This is a genomic window from Bacillus sp. OV322 (genome assembly GCF_900112495.1).
Taxonomy (GTDB): Bacteria; Bacillota; Bacilli; order Bacillales; family DSM-1321; genus Peribacillus.
On the sequence record NZ_FOMA01000001.1, the window covers coordinates 871783 to 889224 of the forward strand.

The following is a 17442-nucleotide window of genomic DNA, read 5'->3' on the forward strand; positions in this document are numbered from 1 at the left end:
CTTAATGAAAAAAGTGGATACTCCTAAAATTCCGAAGAAGATATTAAAAGGATTTACCACTAAAGAAGTAAATTCCATGATTAATGCTTTTTCATATAAGAATTATATTGAAGCAAGAAACAAATCAATTATCGCTATGCTTGCTGATTGTGGCCTTAGGGCAATGGAATTAAGGGGATTCTTGACTAAGAATGTAAAAGAAACCACCATATTAGTAAACGGAAAAGGCAACAAAGAGAGATTGATATTTATAAGCCCTGCATTGAAAAGAATCCTTATTAAATACGAGCGTATAAAGAAAGCGAATTTTAATCAAAAGGAAACGTCTAATCATTATTTTTTATCCTATAAGGGTTCGCAAATATCGCATGTGGGATTAGATAACATTATAAAAAAAGCGGGTCAGCGTGCGGATATTGAGGGGAAACGAGTCTCTCCGCATAGTTATAGACATTTCTTTAGTGTCCAGTGCATTTTAAATGGAATAGATATTTTCACTTTATCTAAACTTCTTGGCCACTCTGAAATAAGCACTACTCAGCGATATTTACCGCAATGCCTTCTAGTCCATTGATGAATATAAGAGAGAGGAATTAACCTAAGGATAAGCCTAGATACTGAATGGGTTGAGCTATTGCTCGAAACCAAACAACTAGGTCTAAAAAATGTGGAAATAAGAGAGTTTTTACAGTTACAAGAAAAATAAACAAATAAAAGAGGCCAAGGTACTCACAATACCTTTGACCTCAAAAACTACCTGAATCCCATAACTAAATATGGAATTTCCCAACCCTTATAGTATCGAAAAAAATTTGATATTGCAAGGTGTCTTTAGTATTGCCTTTTTTTAGAAATCCTCATGTGAGCAGCCGTTAAGCACATGTAAATAAATTACGTCAGGTATTGATCCAGCCAACGCTTAAAAATGGAGATAGTGTACAATAAACAGTTCCCTATTTCTGTTTGTACACGAATGGAGAAGGCTGCCATTAAGTGCCGATCGAAGGAAGGTCATTCGCAGATATGCGAGCAAGACAAGCTATAAGTCCGTTAGGGAAACTGTCAGGGATGATTGAAACAGTAGGCTTGTTGTAGAGAATATCTACCGATAAATAGGGGCTATACAATACGGATACCATAACCCGATATACAAAAGTGTCGCTTGCCTACGATTGATTGTATTTTTTACTTTCGATTGTAGGCAACAATTTTGCACCAAGCCGTTTTCCATACACCTCAACCAAAAGATAAAAACCTTTTGAAACACAAAGTCAAGCAAAAACTTTCGAAAGATAAGGATTAATTATTTATGGTTGTAAGGGGATGAAAGTCTCGCAGCGAGTAGCGGCTGATCTGCAACTTGGTATTCCGAAAAGGCCGGCAAATGATAACACGTTCCTTGCTACTTCTATGTGGTGAAGGCAATCGATAATTCGATTTAATAACTCGTTACAAATGCTCTCTAGATGCCTTTACCAGAATGGAATGAAAGGAGGGAGCAAGCAAGGTTAACACTTTAATCACTGGCGGCTTATCAGTTGCGGAATTTTTTTTAAGGCTTGTTAAAGATTAATGTTGATTTTCGAGCAAATAAATAAGACCACCTATAAGTGGTCTTCTCTAGTTCACCCTTAATGAACTAACGCACCCGATAGTTTAAGTAAATCACTTCACAAGATAGATCTTTTTATACATATTATTATTTTCTTTTAAGCGAATTGATATTGAAAATTACTTCATATCTTTTACAAATCCAATATATATATATGTTCTCCATCATCTGAAGAAAGAAAAGTAAATTTAAGTTTTTTAAGTAAGTTGATTGAAGCAAGATTTTCAGGTGAAACACCCGCATTTATTCTGATACAACCTTTTTGCTTGAGCCAGGCTATAATTGCGACAAGTACTTCATATGCATAGCCTTGCTTAGCGTGAAAAGGACTTATAGTGTATCCAATCCAAAACGTGTAATTTTCCCTTTTTAAATAAATATCACCAATCAATCGATTAGTTGTATTGTTGATTATAGCAAGTTGAACACCTTTTAAAAAAGAGGGTTCGCTAAGTAATTCTTTAGCATACATTTGCTTGGTCAATCCTTTGAAACCTTGAAATTGCATCCAGTTTTCATCATTTCTATATTGTATAAAATCGTCAAGATCTTCTTTTTCAAATCGACGTACAGTACATCGATCAGTCTTTATCTCCATAAAACTTACCGCCTTTTTCTGCTTATTTCCTTTCAACAATCCTGCCCCGATAGTTCCATAAAGAAAAGGCTGCCTTATAGACAGCTCATATCTTCAGCTAACGCACCCTTTAGTTGAAGAAGTTAAATCACTTTAAATTTCCTACCTCCATTTATTGATCAAACAAGGTAGAACTAAATCAGTTCTTACCTAACATTGATTTCTTTACCGCTTTCATCGAATAACTTAAACGTTAAACCCATTTGATTGGCTCTGTCGCCTTTGTAGTATGGTAGTGACAGGTCTTTTGGGACTGGTTTAGCGATGAAGAAAACGTCTTTGTTCTTTGGTACGGAAACGGTTATTTTGATGTGTGATGTAACATGTTTTTGTTTGGTGACGGAAAATTGTTGTGCTTGTAACACGACGCTTGCAATGGGTACATTCCCGTATAAATCATTGATTCGTTTTCCGTATAGGATTTCACGTAATCCATCTTTTGTTTCGATGACACTTGCTGTCAGATCATTTGTCCCCCACTGTACCATCCAATCTTTTTTTTCTGAGATAGGCGGAATCCTATACTTCCCGTTCCATTTTTTCTCTAGCAATGCAAATCCATACATCTCTCCATATTTTTCACTTTTGACGCTAAAGAAGGCGATCGCTGATTTGTCACCAAGTTTGTTCGTTTGAAGCACGCTTACTTTTTCGCGGGTGATGGTTTGTATGGCAGCCGCCATTTTTGGATCGTGTAAGGTGAGTGTTCCCTTCTGGCTATTTAAAATGAATCCTCCAACAATCAAGCCAACTAATAATAATACCATGTTTAATCGTTTCATCAATTCTCCTCCAAGATACCTGTAATAAATAATCTTATTTATCAAATTACAAAAGTATCTCTCCAACTTCATAATTTCGATTAGAAAAGTCTTTTCCCCTTCTTGTTCAACTATCCTGCCCTGTTAATATGGGTGAATACACAAAAAGGATATTCGTATTTAAAGTTAAAAACAAAATAAAAAGATGTCCTTAAAAAAGGACACCTTCAGCACTTATAAAGTAGAATATCCTCGAATGTTTTCACGTTCAATAAGCAAAATGTCTTCTCTTATTAACTCGTTATATTCGTTAAGCAGAAATCCAAGATCAATATCAGATAAGTTGTTTTCCTGCATCAGGTTAGCGACTAAAGGAGACGAACTAGGATGTGAAGGGTTAAGCGTAATCTTCTTATTCTGCTTCACTAATTCAATAAATTGCTTGATAATATTTAATTCAGTCTGTTTCTTACCAGAAGCATAAGCGTAGATCATAAAGCTGCCGTTTCTTTTAACATTCATATTTTCTTTTTCAAGGTACATTTCATTTTCAAAACTGTCTAATATCTTAAATAGCTTTCTTCCACTAAATCGGCGGTAAGTAAAATTTATAACACTACGATCAGAAAGAAGTAGGTCATCTTTATTGAATTCAACCTCTCCGTGTTCCTTCACAAGTTCAGAGAATTCTTTTACAATTTGTTCATCCGTTAAGGCCTTTTCTTCGTTAATAAACATATTATTTACCTTCCTTTTCATTCTTCAATAGTCATATCAGGGAAAATTTGTCGAAACTCTTTTAAAATGTTCAATTCTGGTTGCAATAATTGTTTATTTGATGCTTTCTTCTTGAGTATTTCTAATATACCTTTATCGTTGAACTGTTTTAACAGTCGTATATCTGCGGTTTCTAGTTTTTTGATGCCTTCAAGGTAATTAATAGATGTTTCATTTTCGGCTGCTAACCACTTTAGATCATCATTATTAGAAACAAGTTCCTTATCGTTGTCTTGCTGCTCAATGCCTTCTAACCAATTTTTCATAATCCTTTTGCCTCCTCGTATTAGTTCAAGTTTTCAATACCTTCAAGGTAGTTAATTTCATAATTCGAAGCTACTTCCGGCAAATTCAATTCTGTATTTGATTTTTTAGCAACTTCCCAAGATAACGATTTAGAATATTGGCCGGCTGGTTCCCCGACTAGCGCGTTACCGATGAATTTTATTCCTTTTAATATCCTTCCGTTAATCGTTTGCTCTTCAGAATTATAAGAACATTCCATAGAACAAAATAACTGTCCGCTTAAATGCATTTCATGAAGAGAAGCAACTAACTCCGGATAGCGGGACTTATATAACTTTGCAGTAACTTCCAAGTGTTCTTTACCGTCATTTTGGATAATCCTAGAAGCTGTATGATGTCCAACTATTAACGCTTCTTTATCGAGCTTAGGGAAGCTGTCAGAGTGGTTTGTCGGCGATCCTAATAAATCCGTTATTACAATCAGCGGTGTTCCGATAATAGTGTCCTTTGCCTTTATAACTTCGTCCTTAGTAAAAATAGCTCCGTTTAAATTTGGGTGATCCAGAGTTACGAGAATTAACGTAAGAAGTACGTAATCTTCAGTTGAGCTTGTTCCATATCCGTCAAGTTCATCAATGCGTTATATTCCTTCTAAAAAGCTCATATTGCTGTTCCTCCGTTCTGCTTTGTCCTCACATATACCATTAATACTAAAAACGTAAGAAAATTTCTCGCTAAATTTCAAACAGTCGTAAAAAACTTAGAAAAATAATAAAAACGGCCACATTTCTAAAGCGACCGGCAATTTATATGAACATTGTTAATGCCATTACAGTTAATTATTTGCGAGAGGTATAAACAAAAAGTCATATCAATGATATGACTTTTTCTATAACTAAACTCCAGTTTGTTATATAAGACAAAACATTGCTTACTGATTTGGGTCGTTCTCTTTTAAAAACTTAATCAATTCTTTCTCACTGTAAGTTTTGTACACAATATTTTTAGTATCGAATACAACATATGCTGGAGATTTTTCTAATTCTAAGAACTTGTACTCACCATTTGTTTTGTCCAATGAAGTTCGACCATATTGTCTTAACATTAGTTATTTGTCATCTTCAGGTGAAAAAAATTATGTTCATATTCTTTTACAAGCTGAAACGCAAACGATTTAATAATACCTTTATCCCTGCACGTCCGTACATCATTCTTTTGATATTTTTCAACTTGTTTATGGTTCCTTCTGTTATGCCATTTGACCAAGGTAATGAGACGCAAATGGATACTCGGAAGGTCTTGATAGGCAGAGTTTACAGGCGTTTACTGGACATTTATACACTTGCCTTTAACAAGGACAACGGTGGCTGTATATAATAATTCATACTGAATCAAGGAATACCGATTTTCACCTTGATATGCCATGCCATCTCCTTTGATGACAGTGGTTTACTAACTGTAAATACAATAGAAAAATGGTTAGAAAGGAATGAATGATGAGAAAAACTGCTCAATTACGTAAATTAATCCATTCTGATTCTTTAGAATTTATTATGGAAGCTCATAGCGGCCTGGCAGCCAAAATTGTTGAAGAGGCTGGTTTTAAAGGCATTTGGGCGAGCGGGCTCTCTATTTCCGCCGCATTGGGTGTAAGGGATAATAATGAAGCTTCCTGGACACAAGTGCTGGATGTATTGGAATTTATGAGTGATGCCAGCTCTATTCCTATTTTGCTTGATGGAGATACCGGATACGGAAACTTCAATAATGCCCGGCGCCTTGTTAAAAAATTGGAATCCCGGAATATTGCCGGTGTATGTATTGAAGACAAACTTTTCCCAAAAACCAATTCCTTTATCGGAGGGGAGGCCCAGCCACTCGCTGATATTGATGAATTTTGCGGAAAAATCAAAGCGATGAAAGATACTCAGACTAAAGATGATTTTGTTGTAGTATCACGGGTGGAGGCTTTCATTGCGGGATGGGGCCTTAAAGAGGCTCTTCGACGTGCTGAGGCATACCGACAGGCGGGGACAGATGCCATTCTTATGCACAGCAAGAGAGCCGACAGTTCTGAAATTGAAGCTTTTGTAAAAGAATGGGGGAACCGCCTGCCTGTAGTGATAGTTCCTACCAAATACTACAAGACACCAACCGAAAAGTTTAGAGAACTAGGTATAAGCCTTATTATTTGGGCAAACCACAATTTACGCTCATCAATAAAATCCATGCAGAACACAACAAGAACTATTTTCCAGGATCAAAGCCTCATAAATGTAGAACGTGAAATTGTTACAGTCAATGAAGTGTTCAGGCTGCAGGGTGCAGAAGAATTAAAGGAAGCCGAAAAAAAATATCTCCCCAAATCAATTAAGAATGCAAACGCCATTATTTTACCAAGGAGAGACAGTGATTTTGTTCCTCTGCCTAACCATATTTCTGATGTGGGAGGGAAGTCTTTTCTGTCTATGCAGGTTAATGTGTTTAATGAATTTGGAATTAAAGATATTTCTGTTGTCGGAGATTTGCCCGATAAAGACTCTGGTACTTTTGGCATCTCGGTGATTTCCAAAGAACCAGGAGAGGAAACCAATGAACTCCATTCTCTTTATCTTGCAAAAGAACATGTTATGGAAAATACAATAATAAGCTATGGAGATATCATTTTTAAACATCACATCCTCCAAAATCTTCTCACCGACCTGTCAGACATTCTTATTATTGCAGATGCCAATGCCGACTTTTATTCTCCCCAATCCATATACTTACTTACAGATCAGCCCTATTCCAAAAACTATTTTTCTCAAAACAGCCGGCTACTTAACATGTCAGGGGATTTAAAAAAGGATGACATTCATGGAAAATTCATCGGGCTTTGGCGAGTGACGAAAAAAGGTGCAGCGATTGTAAGTGAGGCTCTGGAAGAACTATCACAACAAGCTGATTTTAAGAAGATGGATTTAACATATCTTTTTAAGCAAATAAGCTCGTCTCACCCGGTTTACGTACATTACATTAAAGATTCATGGATTGACCGGTATACCCTTCTAAATTAAATAAAGCAGGTGGTTGATTTGCTTGACACCCATAGGTTTGGAGAAGAATTAAGAAAGCTGGGATTCAGTTTTTTCACGGGAGTGCCATGTTCTTTTCTAAAACCGTTAATCAATTTTGCCATTAATGAATGTGATTATGTTGGAGCTGCTAATGAAGGGGATGCTGTAGCTATCGCTTCGGGTGCTTTTCTTGGCGGGCAGAAATCCGTGGTTCTTATGCAAAATTCAGGATTGGCGAATGCCGTATCACCATTGACTTCTCTTAATTACCCTTTCAGATTGCCAGTTCTCGGATTTGTCAGCTTGAGAGGAGAACCCGGTTTGCCGGATGAACCACAGCATGAACTGATGGGGAAAATTTCACCCAGTATGCTTGATTTAATGGAGATCGAATGGGAGTATTTATCCCCAAATTTTGAAGAATCAAGAAGGCAGCTTGAGCGGGCAAATTTTATGGTGGAATCCAATAAAACATTCTTTTTTGTTGTGAAGAAAAATACATTTGCAGAGGAGCTGCTTAAGAAACAGGAACCTTGTTCCCATCAAAATATGTTAAAAGTTGTAAAATCGAAAGAAGACCAGGTTCCCGCCCGGATTGAGGCGTTAGCTGTGATCAATTCACTCAAAGATCAGGATACGGTACAGATTGCTTCCACGGGAAAGACTGGACGGGAGCTTTATGAAGTTGAGGATGCCCGTAATAATTTGTATATGGTTGGTTCAATGGGCTGTGCCAATTCTTTGGGCCTTGGCCTGGCAAGGGTCAAGAAAGAGAAGGATATCATTGTTATAGAAGGGGACGGTGCCCTTTTAATGAGAATGGGGAGCCTGGCTACAAATGGATATTATGCTCAGGACAATATGCTCCATATAATACTCGATAACCAATCTCATGATTCCACCGGTGGACAGAGCACAGTCTCCCATAATGTTAACTTTGTAGAAATGGCAGCAGCGTCGGGCTATTCGAAAGCCGTGTATGTTCATAATCTTTCAGAATTGAAAGCATGGATTATGGACTGGAAAAGGGAAAAGGGACTTACTTTTTTATATATTCAAATTGCAAAAGGATCCAAAAAAAATCTCGGACGGCCGAAAATAAAACCTCATGAAGTAAAAGAGAGATTGAAGGTGTTTCTGGATGAATAAAGTGAAAAGAAACATTCTGCTCAACCCCGGACCTGCAACTACAACCGATACAGTTAAGTTAGCCCAGGTAGTTCCCGACATTTGCCCAAGAGAAACTGAATTTGGGGAAGTAATGGAGTTTATTTCAGAAAAGTTGACTGGTTTTGTGGGAAATAGCAGCGATTATACCACTGTCCTTTTTGGAGGATCCGGAACGGCAGCAGTGGAATCAATTTTATCCTCGGTGGTTGGAGAAGGAACTATTTTGATAATCAATAATGGAGCATATGGCAAGAGAATGTGTGAGATTGCCGGTGTATACCGGCTCAAGTACATCGAGTTCCATAGCAGTGCCCATTTGGCCTTGGATCTCTCTAAACTGGAGCAAATCATTATAAATTCTCCCGATCCTTTCACTCACCTGGCTGTTGTCCATAATGAGACAACAACAGGGTTGTTAAATGATATTGATGCTATAGGAAAGCTTTGCAGCGAACATGGAATCAAGCTTATTGTGGATGCCATGAGTTCATACGGCGCCATTCCGATTGACATGAAAAAAATTAACATATCTTATCTTGCGGCATCGTCCAATAAAAATCTTCAGGGAATTGCTGGAGTGGGATTTGTTATTGCAAGGATAAACGAATTAGAGGCTACTAAAACCATTCCAGCTAAAAGCTTTTATTTAAATCTTTACTCGCAGTATAAATACTTTATGGAAACAAAACAGTTGCGGTTTACCCCTCCAGTTCAGGTGGTTTATGCTTTAAAGCAGGCTATTATCGAGCTGGAAAGTGAAGGGGTCGAAAACAGGTTCAAAAGATATACACAAACCTGGGAGACCTTAATGAAAGGAATTTCCCGACTCGGTTTGGCCTCATTGGTCGAACTGGAATATCAATCAAAAATAATTACTGCCATTGCGGAGCCTGTCACCGCTTCTTACAATTTCAATGAAATGCATGACTTTTTATATCAAAATGGATTTACCATTTATCCGGGAAAGATATCAGGCCAAAACACATTCCGGATTGCCAATATTGGAGATATAACTTTCCGGGATATGGAGCAATTTATCAGCTTGCTGGAACAGTATCTTTTAAATATTGGTTTCTTGCCCAATCCAGAGAGTCAATTGGAACCTCTTGAGCATGAGAAAAAAGGTTTTCAACCGGAGGAGAGCTTATGAAACCGATTACTGTTAAACAGCTAGTTTCGATTGTGGACGGCACCCTTGAAAAAGGAGACAAGAAACTTCTGCTAAAAGGAGCTGTATACAGAGGCGATAAATTGAGGAGCACACATTCAATTGTATTTCACAGGAAACGGATTGGTATGACGAAAGAAATATTAGAAAAATTTGTTCCTTGTGTAGTAGTGACCACTGATTTATCAGGGGAATGGAGTTCCATAGAAGGCTTGAGCATCATTGCGGTTAATGATATTGAAAAAGCTTTTTGGAAGTTTGTTGATTATTACCGGAAGTCGATATCGGCTCCAGTTGTCGCCATTACAGGTACATGCGGTAAAACAACAACTAAAGATATGATTGTCCATATTCTTCACCATGAAAGGAATGTCCAGGCAACCCGCAGAAGCAATAACTCCAGATTAATGAGTCTTCAGTACCTGCTGAAAATGAATCGTCATACAGATGTAGGAGTTTTTGAGACAGCAGTGGGAGTGCCTGGGGATTTGAAAACCCATTTGCGTTATTTTAAACCGGATATTGGCATTATTACCAATATTGGTGTTTATCATTTGGATGGATGCAAAACACTTGAACAGTATATTGCTGCGAAAGCAGAAATGCTGGAGGGAATAGCAGAAGGTGGCACCTTATTTTTGAATGCCGACGATAAGAATACTGGAAAAATAGATTTAACAAAGTTTAAAGGAAGGATTGTCTGGTTTGGAGTAAAGAACAAAGTAGACTTCCAGGCCAAAAGGCTTCGTTATATAAATAATGGCATGTCATTTTACTTAATTACAGGGAAGCGGAGTTACCCTGTATTTGTCCCCGGTTATGGTGAGCATCAAGTCTATAACGCCTTGGCTGCGTTGGCTGCAGTTTCTGAATTGGGAATGGAAATGTCCATGGCGATTCATTATCTTGCCAATTTTAAAAATGAAGAGAAACATTTAGAGATCCTCTCTGGAATACAAGGGTCGACGATTCTTGATGATACATGGAGTTCGGCTCCGCTTTCCATTGAAGCAGCACTTAATGTTTTAAATAAAATTGGCAAAGGCAAACAGAAAGCGGTATTAATTGCTGATATTAAAAGGCTGGAGGATTATTCTCTCCAATATCACAGGGAAGTTGGTGACATGATTGCCAGTTCGGAAGTGGATGTCCTTCTAACAGTTGGGGAGCAAGCCAAGGAAATTGGAAATAGGGCTCGTGAAAAAGGGTGGCAAGGCAAGCTTTTTTCATTTGAAAACATAAAGGGTCTCCCTGAAACAATCCGGGCTATCCTTAACCCTGACACCATTCTTCTTTTTAAGTCCACAAAAACATATACAGATTTAATAAAAATAAAGGATGAAGTCATAATAAGGCACTAGAAAGGCAAGGGGTAAAAAACTTCCCCTTGCCTTTTTACGGACTACAGCCAGGTATACGTCTTCCCCCAGCTATCTTTTGCCAAAGAAACGACTTCTTCGGCTAATTCATCTTCGACCATGTATGTGTCACCCTATTCATAAGGGTTGTAATGGAATGCATACATCCTTCTATCGAACCTTCAATATGGCATAGTAAACACTATCCATTGTATTCAGGCGATATTAGAATGGATATGTTTAAACATTTTGAAAGCGAGCATAGATAATAAAGTAGGTTTTCAATGGTAATAAAGATACTTTTTTAAAAAGGGAAGAACATTAGCACGAGGATACACTGATTATTTACAAGCTTCTAACAAAAAGCTAATAATAAATCTTGTTCGTAAAATCGTTTTCTAAGTTTTTATCGCAAGAGAACTTGAATGATTGAGTGACAAACAAAATTTTTGTTGAGTGCTGTTACCGTTTATAAAGGATCGTTAGAAGATTTCCCATTACCAGCTCAACCATCTTTAACATTATCTCCATTGAAAAAAGCAGAGGTAGCTCATCGCAAAAAAATGAAGACAACAAAAGTACCATTATCTGTATTAGGTAGTTTGTCATCCATAGGAGTAAAATCCATTGCGGGAAATTTCAATAATTTAGATATTCACAAGTACTTAGTTCCTCCTTCTCGGGACTTTAATAGTAGCTTAGAGGAGTATACAGTGACTGTTTTCTGTGATGAACTTATTCATTTGAGAAGGAGGCAGACTGGAAATAAATATATTCTTGTTCCTAAATTTGTAGGGGAATACGAGATAAAGGTTTCTGTAATTTTGAAGAATATTCAAAGCGAGTGGAATTAGTTATTCCACTAGTTATTACTTATTACCGAATAGAAACTTTGTTTTAATATGATTCCTCAAATTTTCTAATAGGTATATTTGTACAAAATTTATCCACTGTAACATTAATATCGTAGTTTACTAGGTTTCTTTGATAAGGAGAAGAAGATGGATTTAGTAAAAAAACTAGTAGCATCCGGATAATCTAGGAGGTTCATAACAGTGAAAGGTAGTATCAAGAAAGACAAGAAAACAGGTAAGTATTTTTATATAATCGAGATATGGGTACTGAACCATTGACAGGGAAGCGAACAAAAAAAGAAAAGGGGATTTGTAACTAAGAAGGAAGCAGAGCTATCTCTTAGTGGATTTCTAAATGATGAAGGATAAATCAAGTTTCTTCCTTAGTATGAATCCATCATAGACAAACATCAAGAAATATGGTATATTTTTCATCATAGAAAATTAGTTTCGGATGGATAAAGAAGATACAGCAAAAGCCTTTAACGCCAATCAATGAACAAATGTTAAAAATGATGATGATGCAAATGGCCTTCCCAGAAAAAATCTATCAAATGATGAGTGCTATGAACAAGCAGCAAACAAAATAATATTTGTTTAGATGTTTGTTTTACATCAGCAAAAAACCGCCTTTCCCGGATTATATCCTAGTGAAATTGCGGTTTTTTTCTTGCATCTATCAAGCACTTACTGCATTTTTTAGGATGAAGCAGTTTATAGCATCGGGCTAACCTGAAACCAGCTACCATATGGCAAGATGCAAAGTTTTCTAATGTGAATGAAGTTGAGAGTAGGGGAGGTTTGCTGTTTAAATTCATTCAATGGAAGTATTATAATCTGAGGATTAAAAGTGCTTATGAAATGAAAACCTAAAAACTCATAACTGGAAGTGTTCAAGTCTCTAGATCGATAATTTATTTTAATAAAGATAATTATCGAAAGAGAATTTGTTGTTAATTAGAAGTATGTTTATTCCACTTTGATATATTTGTATTTAAATTAAGCAGGTAATCAAGTTCCTGGCTTTTTCTTACAGTAACTGGAGAGGACAATCCGTATTTTAATCCTGCTTCAATCATTTTACCTCTATGCGTTTTAATCATTTCAGATAATAAAAGAACAGTCATTACTGAATCCTCATTTCAAAGGTATTTATAATATATATCGGTACGTTTTGTGGGGCATTAAGATATATTTTACAATTTTTGAAGAATATAGGAGAATTGGCAGCCGAAAGGTCCAAGTGAAATGGATAAAAGGTATATATTTCATTCAGCACATAAACCTGCTGCCTTTTTCACCGCCCAGCGTTGATGTTCATGTGTTAATGCTTTTACAGCATCGCTCGGAATTGCCCATTCAAGGATATGGTCTTTTTCAATAGGATCGCATAATTTTACTCCTAATTTACACAGATAGAAATCTCCAACCGCCAAATAGTGTGCAGAATACCTTGTTGAATAATGATAAAGCTGTGCTTTTCCAATATGTTCACCGATTATAATGGAGTAGCCCGTTTCCTCTATAATCTCTCTTTTGAGAGCGTCAAGAGGAGTTTCGTTTACTTCAATTCCGCCACCTGGTAAAAAAAACCTTTCCTGTATCCGGATAATTGCAATTTCATTTTTGTTGTTAAATATTAACCCATAACTACCTTCGCGTTTAAAATAATTAATATTCGTCTCTTTGGTGCCAAAAGTTTGCATATGAATCATGCAGCTCCCTTAAACTTTTTTTTACATATTATCTCATTATTTAAATCAAAACAATTTTTTGCTTCTAATTATACCTGTAAATTACTTCCCGCAATAGAAATTTCGTTTATATTCTGTTGAACTGCTAATTCTTTTGTTTTTTAGCTTCTTTATAACTGATAAAGCCAAATAAACTGCAAACTATTATTGGAACTCCGCAAAATAAAGCTGTTTCAGATACCAATCCTTTTGGGTACCCGCCGATTATAAGGAAAAAATAGCCCGCTACAATCAAGCAAAAGAAAATAGCTATGGCTGCAAGAAGTAAGGGGCCGCCAATGAAATTTTTCACTTTTTCACTCCTTGCCAATATTAAAGAATTACATATAAGTTTTCCTGAATGAGAAAATTTATGTTAAGAACTCATATTGGCCATTGGCTATGGAGGGTCGAAACCTGTATCTGATTCCCCGCTGGAGCCGTACGCGGCGAACCTCCGCTGATAAACAAAATCAAAATTATGTTAACGAAGCCTTGGATTGCAAAACTTTACTTAGGAGAAATAATGAATAAAAAGGAGGGTTGAAAGAGAGTCTGCAAAATTATATTAAAAACAAACTATTTAAGAATAAGAATGATAGTAAGCAAACTTTTGCAGGGAGAGGAATAATTTCATGTATAGGCACGTTGTTATTTAAGAATAAAACTTTGTAAGCATTCAGGGATCTATCCTAAGTACTGTACTATATAATATCAGACTGCATTTGCTTTAAAAAACGTCTGGTCATACTGATTTAGCAGCCGGTCAAGTTCCTGACTGTATTTAAGTGTAATATTTGAATTTAAACCATTCTTAGATACAATGAAAATAAGCTCAGTTCTTTTTTCTTCAATTAGATCAAGGAACTCTTTTTTGTTCACAGCTGTTTTTCCTTTCTGAAACCCAAAGAAAGTTTTGGGACATAGTATGTATTGTAATTGTAAATAATGTATGATTATTACAATTATAATGTTTTGTGGTAATTAATTCAAATGGTTCTAATCGATAAATTATAAAATATATAAGAAATATAATTGTTTTAATAAAAATATTTATACATTGAAAAATTAGTTAGGCTATATTTTAAAATTGTTAGTTATCTTTTGGACTATCGTTTGTTAAAATAGTAATATATTGCTAATAATAGGAGTTGGCTAAATTTTGGCAGATGTTAATTTTTTTCTTGCGTTCGGAGCTGGAGTTTTAAGCTTTATTTCTCCTTGCTGCTTGCCTTTATACCCAGCTTTTCTCTCTTATATAACAGGAATGAGTGTCGGGGAGATTAAGTCGCAAAATGTCATGCTTCATAAAAGGAGTTTTCTGCACACCTTATTCTTTTTAATTGGTTTTTCTATAGTCTTTCTTGCGATTGGTTTTGGAACATCTTTGCTTGGTAATTTTTTTACCTTATATAAAGATTTAATACGCCAGGTAGGGGCAATCATTATTATTTTCTTTGGATTAGTCATAGTTGGTGTTTTTTCTCCTTCTTTTCTGATGAGAGACAAGCGATTTGAGTTTAAAAACCGCCCAGGGGGACTTATAGGTTCTGCACTCATTGGTTTAGCTTTTGCTGCAGGATGGACGCCATGCACGGGACCTATTTTAGGATCTGTTATTTATATGTCAACAAGTAATCCCGGTTCTGCATTAATATACATGATTGCTTACATACTTGGCTTTGCCATTCCGTTCTTTGTTCTTTCTTTTTTTATCGGAAAGATGAAGCTAATAAAAAAATACAGCAGTTCTATTGTCCGGGCGGGGGGATATCTCATGATCGTAATGGGAATTGTGCTGTTTTTTGATTGGATGACAAAGGTATACATGGTTTTCACATTGATATTTGGAGGCTTTAAAGGATTTTGAATTCTTGAAATTTGTAAGGCAGACGGTTTCTAATGATGAATTCATTGAAAATATTACTTGATTCGGATATATTTAACATTGTGTTTATTACGGGCCTAATGTGCCTTTCGAATTAATAATACGAGTTTTACACAAAATAATAGATTGTGTTTTTTGTTGTATTAAAGGAGGATCCGGCAATGGCCAGAATATTAATAGTCGATGATGCAAAATTTATGAGAATTACCTTATCCAATATTTTAACTAAAGCAGACCATGAAATTATCGGAGAAGGGGAAAATGGCAGAGAAGCAGTAAATCTGTATCGTGAATTGCATCCTGACCTGGTCACAATGGACATCACTATGCCGGTAATGAGCGGACTTGATGCTGTCAAAGAGATTAAAAGTGAGTTTCCTGATGCTAAGGTAATTATGTGTTCAGCTATGGGACAGCAGAAAATGGTGGTTGAAGCCATAGAAGCAGGGGCTAAAGACTTTATTGTAAAGCCGTTCGATGAAAATCGGGTTGTGGAAGCGATTAGCCGGGTTCTGGATTAAACCGTTTAGAGTACTAAACGGTTTTCGTTATTTCAGGAAAACAGAAACAATTATTTTGTTTCTTGTATTATCTATTATATAATTAACATGGAGATTATATATAAAGAGGATCTGTTTTACCCTTTATGTTGATTTTGGTTCATTGCATTTGGCGCAAAAGGCGTTACACGCTTTACACCCAAAGTATTGAGCACGAGCGTTGCGTAAAAAGTGTGCATATGAAGCGGTAATCTGCTGCAAGATAAACAGAGCCTATAAAAAAGGATGATAATAGGTGCTATATATTTCATCAGGACTTGCAATTGTCATGGCAATCATGGTTTTGGTCATTAGAGTGAAGGCGGCCAAAAAGCCAACTAATATAAGAAAAATCATCTTACCGCCTATATTTATGAGCACGGGGGCACTGATGTATCTTGTTCCTGAGTTTAGATTAACAAAAAATGAAATTTTGGAAGCGGTCGTTTTTGGGGTGCTGTTTTCATTTTTGCTGATAAGGACCTCCAACTTTGAAGTGCGCGCTGACCAGATATACCTTCAGCGCTCAAAAGCATTTATTTTTATTTTGGGAGGCCTTGTGGTAGTAAGAATCATTGCCAAACTTGTGCTGAGCTATAGTATAGATGTTGGCCAGCTTAGCGGCATGTTCTTTTTGCTGGCATATTCCATGATAGTCCCTTGGAGAATTGCGATGTTTCTGCAGTACAGGAAAGTGAAAAATGAACACATGCTGAAACCGAAAATTCTTTAAACCCGCCTATTGCGGGTTTTTTGATATCGGTCCAGACTATAAGATGATTATAATGGAGGTTTTAGAACAATGACTGAAATTATCTTAAATGATGTGCATATTAAAGCTGAGAATTTTACAGCAGAAAAGGCTGGGAATTACAAAGGAGAGAAAGAACTTAATAAAATAAGTTTTAGCTTTAAAGTTTCGAGCAGTGAATATCACGATATTACTGTACTCCTATATGGTCTTAACTTTGACGTGCGCGTTCCGGAGTTTGATATGGAGTTTCCAGCTACCATCCTTAATTATTCAACATCCATTACCAATTTATATAAGGAAAATGAAGTTGGCGATTTCAGTTTAGAATTGATAGAGATAACAGAATAGAGGTGTAACAGATCTGTTATCTCTATTTTAAGCGGTTCTAAAACATTGTTTTTATTATATTTTCCTCAAACGAACATTCTGTGCATGTCACTGTGATTTCCAGTGCGTCTTCACTTAATGAATGAAGGGTTTCTTTTTTGCAGTTTTTACAATATCTCTTTTCAGTAAACTTCTTCACTAAAAGGACTCCTTTCTATAATGCAACATCAAAAACAGCTTGGTTTATCTGTTTATTGTACCCTTATTTTTATGCGTTACTATTTTCTGTGATAGGATTTATAAGCGGAAAAAAAGAGTTGACTTTATACGTAGATTCAAGTATTATTAAAAAGCTGTCAACGATAGCTGATGAAAAATGATTTTTGCAGATTGTTGAGTAAAAACATTGCTCTTTGAAAACTGAACAAAACTAAGCGCCAACGTTTTAAAATAGTGAGCACACACTCTAAAAGCAAATGAGCAAGTCAAACATTTCTTCGGAGAGTTTGATCCTGGCTCAGGACGAACGCTGGCGGCGTGCCTAATACATGCAAGTCGAGCG

The 17442-nt window shown here is 36.2% G+C and carries 19 protein-coding genes, 1 rRNA gene and 2 pseudogenes; 13 read left to right on the forward strand and 9 right to left on the reverse strand.

Going from position 1 to position 17442, the window contains the following annotated elements; all coding sequences use genetic code 11:
• The first annotated feature begins 4 nt into the window (after positions 1-4).
• Positions 5-574 carry a tyrosine-type recombinase/integrase gene (locus tag BM126_RS04330; protein WP_256212967.1) on the forward strand — a complete coding sequence of 190 codons (570 nt, stop codon included), beginning with the start codon at positions 5-7 and terminating at the stop codon, positions 572-574.
• 1171 nt (positions 575-1745) lie between these two features.
• Here the strand turns inward: BM126_RS04330 and BM126_RS04335 are convergent.
• From BM126_RS04335 to BM126_RS04355, 5 genes are all read right to left on the reverse strand, one after another.
• Entirely contained in the window at positions 1746-2246 is a 501-nt protein-coding gene (locus tag BM126_RS04335) for a GNAT family N-acetyltransferase (RefSeq protein WP_218154465.1), read from the reverse strand.
• 149 nt (positions 2247-2395) lie between these two features.
• Positions 2396-3031 (reverse strand): hypothetical protein, encoded by a 636-nt coding sequence (locus BM126_RS04340; RefSeq protein ID WP_090988297.1) that lies wholly within the window; start codon positions 3029-3031, stop codon positions 2396-2398.
• 213 nt (positions 3032-3244) lie between these two features.
• The gene (locus BM126_RS04345) at positions 3245-3748 is read right to left on the reverse strand and encodes a YfmQ family protein (RefSeq protein ID WP_090988299.1); all 504 of its coding nucleotides are present in this window, start codon (positions 3746-3748) and stop codon (positions 3245-3247) included.
• Positions 3749-3765: 17 nt separating this feature from the next.
• The gene (locus tag BM126_RS04350; RefSeq protein ID WP_090988301.1) at positions 3766-4053 is read right to left on the reverse strand and encodes a hypothetical protein; all 288 of its coding nucleotides are present in this window, start codon (positions 4051-4053) and stop codon (positions 3766-3768) included.
• 20 nt (positions 4054-4073) lie between these two features.
• Positions 4074-4385: a hypothetical protein gene (locus BM126_RS04355; RefSeq protein WP_090988303.1), complete on the reverse strand. Its 312-nt coding sequence runs from the start codon at positions 4383-4385 to the stop codon at positions 4074-4076.
• A gap of 1141 nt (positions 4386-5526) precedes the next feature.
• On the opposite strand from BM126_RS04355, the gene aepX reads away from it, so the two are divergent.
• The 7 genes and pseudogenes from aepX to BM126_RS04395 all read left to right on the forward strand — a co-directional run.
• The gene (gene aepX, locus BM126_RS04365; protein ID WP_256212968.1) at positions 5527-7089 is read left to right on the forward strand and encodes a phosphoenolpyruvate mutase; all 1563 of its coding nucleotides are present in this window, start codon (positions 5527-5529) and stop codon (positions 7087-7089) included.
• 18 nt (positions 7090-7107) lie between these two features.
• Positions 7108-8238 carry a phosphonopyruvate decarboxylase gene (gene aepY / locus BM126_RS04370; RefSeq protein WP_090988309.1) on the forward strand — a complete coding sequence of 377 codons (1131 nt, stop codon included), beginning with the start codon at positions 7108-7110 and terminating at the stop codon, positions 8236-8238.
• Entirely contained in the window at positions 8231-9409 is a 1179-nt protein-coding gene (locus tag BM126_RS04375; protein WP_090988310.1) for a 2-aminoethylphosphonate aminotransferase, read from the forward strand. The genes aepY and BM126_RS04375 overlap by 8 nt, the downstream gene beginning before the upstream one ends.
• Positions 9406-10788, forward strand: a complete 1383-nt coding sequence (locus tag BM126_RS04380) for a Mur ligase family protein (protein ID WP_090988312.1) — start codon at positions 9406-9408, stop codon at positions 10786-10788. Before BM126_RS04375 ends, BM126_RS04380 begins: the two co-directional genes overlap by 4 nt.
• 449 nt (positions 10789-11237) lie before the next feature.
• The gene (locus BM126_RS04385) at positions 11238-11639 is read left to right on the forward strand and encodes a hypothetical protein (protein ID WP_090988314.1); all 402 of its coding nucleotides are present in this window, start codon (positions 11238-11240) and stop codon (positions 11637-11639) included.
• A gap of 201 nt (positions 11640-11840) precedes the next feature.
• Positions 11841-11999: pseudogene (locus BM126_RS23230) on the forward strand (Arm DNA-binding domain-containing protein); the annotation flags it as partial.
• Between the two features lie 107 nt (positions 12000-12106).
• A pseudogene (locus BM126_RS04395) lies at positions 12107-12229 on the forward strand (YneF family protein); the annotation flags it as partial.
• Between the two features lie 363 nt (positions 12230-12592).
• Here BM126_RS04395 and BM126_RS04400 read toward each other — a convergent pair.
• From BM126_RS04400 to BM126_RS04415, 4 genes are all read right to left on the reverse strand, one after another.
• The gene (locus BM126_RS04400; RefSeq protein ID WP_090988317.1) at positions 12593-12766 is read right to left on the reverse strand and encodes an aspartyl-phosphate phosphatase Spo0E family protein; all 174 of its coding nucleotides are present in this window, start codon (positions 12764-12766) and stop codon (positions 12593-12595) included.
• 141 nt (positions 12767-12907) lie between these two features.
• Positions 12908-13345 (reverse strand): NUDIX domain-containing protein, encoded by a 438-nt coding sequence (locus BM126_RS04405; RefSeq protein WP_177201300.1) that lies wholly within the window; start codon positions 13343-13345, stop codon positions 12908-12910.
• A 133-nt stretch (positions 13346-13478) separates the two neighbouring features.
• The gene (locus tag BM126_RS04410; protein WP_090988321.1) at positions 13479-13685 is read right to left on the reverse strand and encodes a hypothetical protein; all 207 of its coding nucleotides are present in this window, start codon (positions 13683-13685) and stop codon (positions 13479-13481) included.
• A 401-nt stretch (positions 13686-14086) separates the two neighbouring features.
• Entirely contained in the window at positions 14087-14254 is a 168-nt protein-coding gene (locus BM126_RS04415) for an aspartyl-phosphate phosphatase Spo0E family protein (protein WP_071353307.1), read from the reverse strand.
• 280 nt (positions 14255-14534) lie between these two features.
• Between BM126_RS04415 and BM126_RS04420 the strand changes: the two genes are divergently transcribed.
• The 5 genes from BM126_RS04420 to BM126_RS04440 all read left to right on the forward strand — a co-directional run.
• Positions 14535-15242: a cytochrome c biogenesis CcdA family protein gene (locus tag BM126_RS04420; protein ID WP_090988323.1), complete on the forward strand. Its 708-nt coding sequence runs from the start codon at positions 14535-14537 to the stop codon at positions 15240-15242.
• Positions 15243-15421: 179 nt separating this feature from the next.
• On the forward strand, positions 15422-15781 hold the full coding sequence (locus tag BM126_RS04425) for a response regulator (RefSeq protein ID WP_071353694.1): 360 nt from the start codon (positions 15422-15424) through the stop codon (positions 15779-15781).
• Positions 15782-16055: 274 nt separating this feature from the next.
• On the forward strand, positions 16056-16532 hold the full coding sequence (locus tag BM126_RS04430) for a CcdC family protein (protein ID WP_090988324.1): 477 nt from the start codon (positions 16056-16058) through the stop codon (positions 16530-16532).
• 69 nt (positions 16533-16601) lie between these two features.
• On the forward strand, positions 16602-16901 hold the full coding sequence (locus BM126_RS04435; RefSeq protein ID WP_090988326.1) for a DUF3219 family protein: 300 nt from the start codon (positions 16602-16604) through the stop codon (positions 16899-16901).
• 473 nt (positions 16902-17374) lie between these two features.
• Positions 17375-17442, forward strand: a 16S ribosomal RNA gene (locus BM126_RS04440); the annotation flags it as partial.

What these genes read in the sequence shown, in the direction of transcription:
- BM126_RS04330 (WP_256212967.1), top strand. Translation starts at nt 5, where the DNA reads ATGAAAAAAGTGGATACTCCTAAAATTCCGAAGAAGATATTAAAAGGA.
- BM126_RS04340 (WP_090988297.1), bottom strand. Translation starts at nt 3,031, where the DNA reads ATGAAACGATTAAACATGGTATTATTATTAGTTGGCTTGATTGTTGGA.
- BM126_RS04345 (WP_090988299.1), bottom strand. Translation starts at nt 3,748, where the DNA reads ATGTTTATTAACGAAGAAAAGGCCTTAACGGATGAACAAATTGTAAAA.
- BM126_RS04350 (WP_090988301.1), bottom strand. Translation starts at nt 4,053, where the DNA reads ATGAAAAATTGGTTAGAAGGCATTGAGCAGCAAGACAACGATAAGGAA.
- aepX (WP_256212968.1), top strand. Translation starts at nt 5,527, where the DNA reads ATGATGAGAAAAACTGCTCAATTACGTAAATTAATCCATTCTGATTCT.
- BM126_RS04375 (WP_090988310.1), top strand. Translation starts at nt 8,231, where the DNA reads ATGAATAAAGTGAAAAGAAACATTCTGCTCAACCCCGGACCTGCAACT.
- BM126_RS04380 (WP_090988312.1), top strand. Translation starts at nt 9,406, where the DNA reads ATGAAACCGATTACTGTTAAACAGCTAGTTTCGATTGTGGACGGCACC.
- BM126_RS04400 (WP_090988317.1), bottom strand. Translation starts at nt 12,766, where the DNA reads ATGACTGTTCTTTTATTATCTGAAATGATTAAAACGCATAGAGGTAAA.
- BM126_RS04405 (WP_177201300.1), bottom strand. Translation starts at nt 13,345, where the DNA reads ATGCAAACTTTTGGCACCAAAGAGACGAATATTAATTATTTTAAACGC.
- BM126_RS04425 (WP_071353694.1), top strand. Translation starts at nt 15,422, where the DNA reads ATGGCCAGAATATTAATAGTCGATGATGCAAAATTTATGAGAATTACC.
- BM126_RS04435 (WP_090988326.1), top strand. Translation starts at nt 16,602, where the DNA reads ATGACTGAAATTATCTTAAATGATGTGCATATTAAAGCTGAGAATTTT.